This is a genomic window from Nostoc sp. S13, from assembly GCF_029379315.1.
GTDB lineage: Bacteria > Cyanobacteriota > Cyanobacteriia > Cyanobacteriales > Nostocaceae > Nostoc.
Genome location: NZ_JAQYWQ010000209.1, coordinates 1 through 6132, shown reverse-complemented (window position 1 = coordinate 6132; position 6132 = coordinate 1). Strand labels below are relative to the sequence as shown.

Sequence of the window (6132 nt, the reverse complement as noted above, 5' to 3'; positions counted from 1 at the left end):
TTTGACTTTGCCACTCTTCAGATGTACGGAGCTTGTTCAAAACTCAAATAGGATTCCTATATTTAATATAAATTTTACTTAGAAAAAATATATACCAACTTGATATTAAACCTATAGGTGCTGTTAAAGCAATACTAAATTTTCACACTAAAAATAATTATTTAATATAAATTTTATAAGTAAAATTTATACCAACTTGATATTAAGCCTATAATTGCTGTTAAAGCAATACTAAATTTTCACACTAAAAAGAACTAATTACACATAAGCTTTATAATATTTTTGTTAAAAATAATAGAAGCTTAAGGATGTAAAAAAAAATAGGAGCATCTGCTGGATAATACACATCTATTCTAGCTAGAATGCCAAAAATAAATGAACATAAGTCACTTGATGCGGAAATATGTTTGTGTATTTATTGGTATAAATTTCTTTAAATTTACAAAAATGCTAGAGCATTTTTATCTGCTACAAGCCACAGATAAACCAAAAACAAAAAATTCAAGGCTTGTTTTGTTTACTTAGATAATAATTAGTTTCGGGCATATAATATTGTGAAACTAATTTTCGATTCCGAATTAAACAATTATTCCATTTCACTCAAGCTCATGCAACTCTATACAAATCTTGAAATCGAACAACTCCAGCAACACGAAGACCTTCCTTACTTAATTGAAACTATAGAGTGGGTGAAAAATTTTTTAGGAAGACCTCATCCTAATTTAGGAAGACCCGGCGTAGTTTGCCCTTTTGTACCTTACTCTCTGAAGTCAAACAGTATTCGTCTGGCAGTTATTCACGCAAAAGATTTGTATCCAGAACAAGTAGAAGAGATTGTTGGAGCCTACCGAGATATCTTTATGGGGATGCAAGTTAAAGAGCAGGAATTAGCAATCAATAGAGCTTTTTTACTTATCTTTCCTGACATCCATATAGAAGAAGCTTCTAAACTAATAGATAGTGTCCAACAAAAACTTAAACCTTTGTTTGTTGAGTCAGGACTAATGATCGGAGAATTTCATAAACGTAATGAAAGTCCTGGTCTGCACAACCCAGATTTTCGTCCACTTCGTAGCCCTATCCCCTTGTTGGCTATCCGGTTTATGGTTGAACTTGACCTCCCCTTTCTTGAGAGTCCGGCTGATCCACGCTTACGTATTCGCTATCTGGAAGCTTATTTAAAGTGTTTTGGTGACAACTTTACAGATGAAACAAAGTTTAAAAAAGCTCATCAAGCATTGGCTTTAGCAAAAGAACAACTTAAAGGCGAAAATTTGGTAAGTTATTGCATATAAATAAATATCAAATGCTCGAATTCAGGATTGGGCATTTGATGTGGGTTCATCCAGCAGTAAAATCGGATAGTTGATGCAGAGGGCGCGGGCAATATTCACCATTGCTTTTCACCTTCAGAAAAGGTGGTGCCAGACAGCTGGCATAAACATTCCGGCAGGTTGAGGCGATGAAACAATTCCTTTAACTTGGCGATCGCGCTACTTGACGGCGTTGACTTTCTGCCACATTTTCTTCACAATCATGATTGTGGGAAGCTAGGGGAATACCGTAAGTATGGGCAAGCTCAACTAATGGCTCAACTTGTTCGTATCCTTTTGACGATCGCATTCATCAAACTTTGGTAGAAGAAGCGATCGCCAGATATGACAATTTTATAATTGGGCTATTCAAAAACATAGTTTTGAGCCACTTTCCAATAGCGCGAGAACCGCTTCAGGTCAATATAGCCATCATAATCAAAAAATGGTTCTACCTCCAGCACTTGGACTGTTAGCGATCGCTCCATTTGATTGCAGATATGATCAAACCGGGGACTGGAACTGTTGGCTGTGACGACTAAATTCGCATCATGTTCTTTCCCAAAAGCTAAAACCTCTTGTGCCACATCACCACGACGGATAACAACGGGTAACTCTAGCAAGCATTCGTAGATGAAAGCGAGACGTTTGAGACTCAGTTGCCATTCCTCTATCAAAGCCTCGTCCCAAACCCAGATAGCTGGTGCATTTGGGTATTTTTGTAGTACAGGGTTGTATGGACTGAGGCAGTCTCCATGCATCCAAACAATTGGTTTATTCATTTTTCATTTTTTACCTTTCTTCCCATGTTGCCAACTTTGGCTGTTAGCTTGTTTGCTAAATTCCCCTTTAGGAAAAAGTCGCTGTTCTAATTCTTCATAGCTGGCTTCAAAATCACAATGACCGTAAAGCGAACATTTCTGGCAATAAACGCTTTTCGTGTAGCGTTCTAAATTTTCACGGTTGAAAAAATACGGTTTATGACTAAAGGTACTGGCAACCCACTGCCATGACATATTATTGCTAGCAGGATCTCCATCTAAAAGGTGTTCGAGAAACCACTTGGCTCCTGCTTGCCAACGAGTATGCCGCCAATGGACAATGTAAGCCGCTAGCCACATTCGTGCGTGGTTATGTAGATAGCCAGTTTCTCTTAAATCACGGCTAAAGCTGTCAATACAAACTCTGCCTGTGGTTCCTTGTCTGATATCTTGCGGCAATTCGGGTACATATTCATCCACAGTGTAACCAGTTTTGTACTCTTCCTGGTCTTTCCAGATTCCATCCCCTAACTTCACATACAACCGTTGCCAGTAGTCGCGCCAGCCTAATTCGTTAATTAGTTTAGTAGCATCGTCTTGGTGCTGTACCCGGTCAAGGACATAATCTCGAATTTCTCGCAAACTCAAAACGCCATAGCGGATGTAAGGCGAAAGTCGCGTGACTGCACCTGTGAAAAAATTACGTGTTTGCGCGTAGCTTACTGGGTCAATTTTTTGCAGTGCTATCTGTGCCGCTTTACGTCCTCCCACGGTTTCACTGATGTGGTCATCGCGTTCTGCCGCATCTGGAAATTGTTCGCGGAGGTAGGCTACCAACTCATCGCGGTTGGTAAATTCGCGTTGCATATCTTTAGTCATGTGAACTTTGAAGGGTGAGGATAGATAAACAAAAATATCTCTAGGTTAAATCATTATTATGGCGGATAAATATAAGCGATCGCTCTCAACCTCATGAGAGAACTTTTTTCATGGTAAGCGAAGATGAATGAGATGCGTAGGCATAGCCCGCCGCAGGCATCGCATTGATGCCGATTTTCTCCAGGTTCTCAGTAAGTAAAGCTAAAATATCAGATAAATCTGTCACTTTTAGAGACGATGAGCCTGTGCATTAATCCTAACTGCCAAAATACTGACAACCCTGATAATCTACTGCGCTGTCAAAGCTGTGGCTCTGAATTGCTATTAGAAGGACGCTATCGGGTAACTCGTTTAGTGAGCGATAAAGGTGGCTACGGCGATATTTATGAAGTTAGAGATCGCAGTAGTATCCCGAAAGTTTTAAAAGTTCTTAAGGAAGAGAAGAAAAATGATACTAAGGCTATATAACAATTCCAGCGAGAAGCTGAAGTTTTAAGTAAGCTTAATCATCCAGGTATTCCACAAGGGGAAGAATATTTCACATTTTTTCCTATGAATATTCAACAGCCAGTGTATTGTTTAGTAATGGAGAAAATTGAGGGAGAAAATTTACATGAGTGGCTACAAAAAAGAGGTAATCGCCCCATTAGCGAAAAGCTGGCAGTTGATTGGTTAAACCAACTGGCAAACACATTGCATGAAGTACATCAACAGCAGCTGATTCATCGAGATATTAAACCGTCTAACATCATGCTTCAACCGAATGGGCAATTGGTGTTAATCGACTTTGGTATCGCAGGGGGAATTAGTGAAACATACGAACAAAAAAAATTGGCTGGAGAGGTCACGAGAGCAGTTAGTGATGGTTACTCGCCTTTAGAGCAAGCTACTGGAAGTGCCATTCAGCAGTCAGATTTCTTTGCATTGGGTCGCACTTTTGTCCATCTTCTAACAGGAATACATCCTTTTGACTTGTGCGATCAATATAACCATGATATATACACAGATGAGTTAGAGGATTGGCGACAAAAAGCCCCTAAAATTTCTGCCTCGCTAGCAGATTTGATAGATAAACTGATGGCACGTCCATTTAAGAAGCGCCCAGCCAATACCCAGGTAATTTTACAAAAGTTAGCAGAAATTTCTGAGACTTTATATCCTCCCAAATTATATAAGTCTAAGTCGTATAATCAGATATCTACAGTCAATAACCCAAGAATTTTTTTAGCATACACTCTTGGAAGTTGGTACTCTGGTCACTCTGCCTGGATTAGTTCAATAGCCATTAGCCCAGATGGACAGACCTTAATTAGTGCCAGTTATGACATGACAATTAAAGTGTGGAACCTTAATAATGGAGAAGAGATTTTTACTATCACTCTAGATGAAGATGTAGTTAAATGTCTGGTAATTAGTCCAGATGGACATACTTTAGTTAGTGGTAGTACCAAAGGGATAATACAGGGATGGAATATAACTACAGGTGAAGAAATTCATACTTTTGCTGAGGATTCGTACCAAGTTTATGCTCTAGTTATTAGTCCGGATGGGCAAACCTTGTTCAGCGGCAGTAGTGATATTAAAGTATGGAATCTAAATAATAGAGAGCTAGTTCGCACTCTAAGCATACATTCAGGGCCAGTATTCACTATAGCAATTAGTCCAGATGGGAAAACCCTTGTTAGCGGTAGTGAGGACAAAAGTATTAAGATATGGTCAATTTGTACTCTCACTGGGCATTTAGCTAGGATCAGTTCTTTAGCAATCAGCCCAGATGGAAAAACTGTGGTTAGTGGCAGCGATGATAGAACTATTAAAGTATGGAATATGAACTCAAAAGAAGAAAGTTTTACCCTTATTGGGCATTTAGGTGTTATTAATTCTGTAGCAATAAGTCCAGATGGCCAAACTTTGGTTAGTGGCAGTAGTGACGAAAAGATTAAACTTTGGAATTTAAGTACTGGTGAAGAAATTTATACTCTCACTGGGCATTCAGATGCTGTTACATCTTTGGTATTTAGCCCAGACGGACAAACCCTAGTTAGCGGTAGTCGGGACTCTACAATCAAAGTGTGGCAAATACAATAGCTTCAAACTAGAAACACAGCCCTATTGATGCCAATCTAAATACTGCCGATAAATTCATCACACGAGTAAATCAGATTACTCGCTCAATCTATGTACAATTTTAAAACGATTGCAATCTCTCACACCCCATTATGAGCAACATTCCCCAAGTCGGACAACCAGCGCCAGATTTCTCCACTCCTGACCAAAATGGCAATTCAGTCACTCTCGACGACCTCAGCAGTCAGTGGATTGTCCTCTACTTCTACCCCAAAGATGACACACCGGGCTGTACCACCGAAGCGAAAGATTTCACCGAGTTATATCAAGACTTCAGCGCACTGGGAGCGAAAATCTTAGGCGTAAGTCCAGATTCGGGTAAGTCCCATTGTAAATTTATCAGCAAACATAACTTGTCAATCACCCTTTTAAGTGACCCAGAACATCTTCTGACAGAGGACTACGGCGCTTGGCGATTGAAAAAATTTATGGGCAAAGAATATATGGGTGTTGCTCGCTCAACCTTTCTAATTTCACCTGATAAAATTATTGTCTATGCTTGGCCAAATGTAAAAACCAAAGGTCATGCTCAGGCAGTTTTAACTAAATTACGGGAATTAGCAGCCACGTAACGCCACTGAATGCAGGTATAGTTACAGCAATGCTACGTCAATCATATTTATAGTAAAAAAGCAAAAGCAATTATCAATGCGCTGAACTCAATCAATCCTCAAAAAGTTCTGGAAGGTAAAGTAGCTAATGCTCTATAAACTGCCAGCGCGATGATTGAAGTAATAAATTAGACTTCTCGCAAGTTGAAATAAACATGATCAAGTTATCCAAGCCCAAAAAATCACTCTCGCCTACTTAAAGCAAAAATTTGCTCTGCACAAGTCTAAAGATGAGCAATTTTTTACAGAGTGGTTTGACTATATCCCGGAAATTTATGAATTAGAAAAATAATACTTAGACAGAGTTAAAAATAACTATCTCAACGTGCTTGAAAATGCTCCGCTTTTAGAAGAGGCAGTAAAAATGGTGGTATTATCTCCCTTGCTATAGGACTCCTATTTGATTTCTGAACAAGACTAAGAGAGAATACGGAGAGGTTT

The 6132-nt window shown here is 39.1% G+C and carries 7 protein-coding genes and 1 pseudogene; 5 read left to right on the top strand and 3 right to left on the bottom strand.

Features of this window, described 5'->3' with window-relative positions; genetic code table 11:
* Nucleotides 1–554: 554 nt before the first annotated feature.
* Nucleotides 555–1295 (top strand): DUF6875 domain-containing protein, encoded by a 741-nt coding sequence (locus tag PUQ00_RS31970; RefSeq protein WP_335030042.1) that lies wholly within the window; start codon nt 555–557, stop codon nt 1293–1295.
* A 181-nt stretch (nt 1296–1476) separates the two neighbouring features.
* On the opposite strand, the gene PUQ00_RS31965 is transcribed toward PUQ00_RS31970, so the two are convergent.
* From PUQ00_RS31965 to PUQ00_RS31955, 3 genes are read right to left on the bottom strand one after another with little or no spacing between them, the layout of a single operon-like run.
* Nucleotides 1477–1623: a hypothetical protein gene (locus PUQ00_RS31965; RefSeq protein ID WP_300423953.1), complete on the bottom strand. Its 147-nt coding sequence runs from the start codon at nt 1621–1623 to the stop codon at nt 1477–1479.
* 55 nt (nt 1624–1678) lie between these two features.
* Entirely contained in the window at nt 1679–2095 is a 417-nt protein-coding gene (locus PUQ00_RS31960; RefSeq protein ID WP_300423951.1) for a hypothetical protein, read from the bottom strand.
* A gap of 3 nt (nt 2096–2098) precedes the next feature.
* Nucleotides 2099–2953 (bottom strand): FAD-binding domain-containing protein, encoded by an 855-nt coding sequence (locus PUQ00_RS31955; RefSeq protein ID WP_300423950.1) that lies wholly within the window; start codon nt 2951–2953, stop codon nt 2099–2101.
* Nucleotides 2954–3190: 237 nt separating this feature from the next.
* Between PUQ00_RS31955 and PUQ00_RS31950 the strand changes: the two genes are divergently transcribed.
* The 4 genes and pseudogenes from PUQ00_RS31950 (at nt 3191) to bcp (ending at nt 5652) form a co-directional block, all read left to right on the top strand.
* Complete coding sequence (locus PUQ00_RS31950) at nt 3191–3421, top strand: 4-Cys prefix domain-containing protein (protein WP_300423949.1); 231 nt, start codon at nt 3191–3193, stop codon at nt 3419–3421.
* Between the two features lie 12 nt (nt 3422–3433).
* Nucleotides 3434–4288 (top strand): annotated as a pseudogene (locus tag PUQ00_RS31945) (protein kinase); the annotation flags it as partial.
* Nucleotides 4280–5041, top strand: coding sequence for a WD40 repeat domain-containing protein (locus PUQ00_RS31940; RefSeq protein ID WP_300423955.1), 762 nt, complete (start codon nt 4280–4282; stop codon nt 5039–5041). The pseudogene PUQ00_RS31945 and the gene PUQ00_RS31940, both read left to right, overlap by 9 nt.
* Nucleotides 5042–5172: 131 nt before the next feature.
* Nucleotides 5173–5652, top strand: coding sequence for a thioredoxin-dependent thiol peroxidase (bcp, locus tag PUQ00_RS31935; protein WP_300423947.1), 480 nt, complete (start codon nt 5173–5175; stop codon nt 5650–5652).
* Nucleotides 5653–6132: the final 480 nt, after the last annotated feature.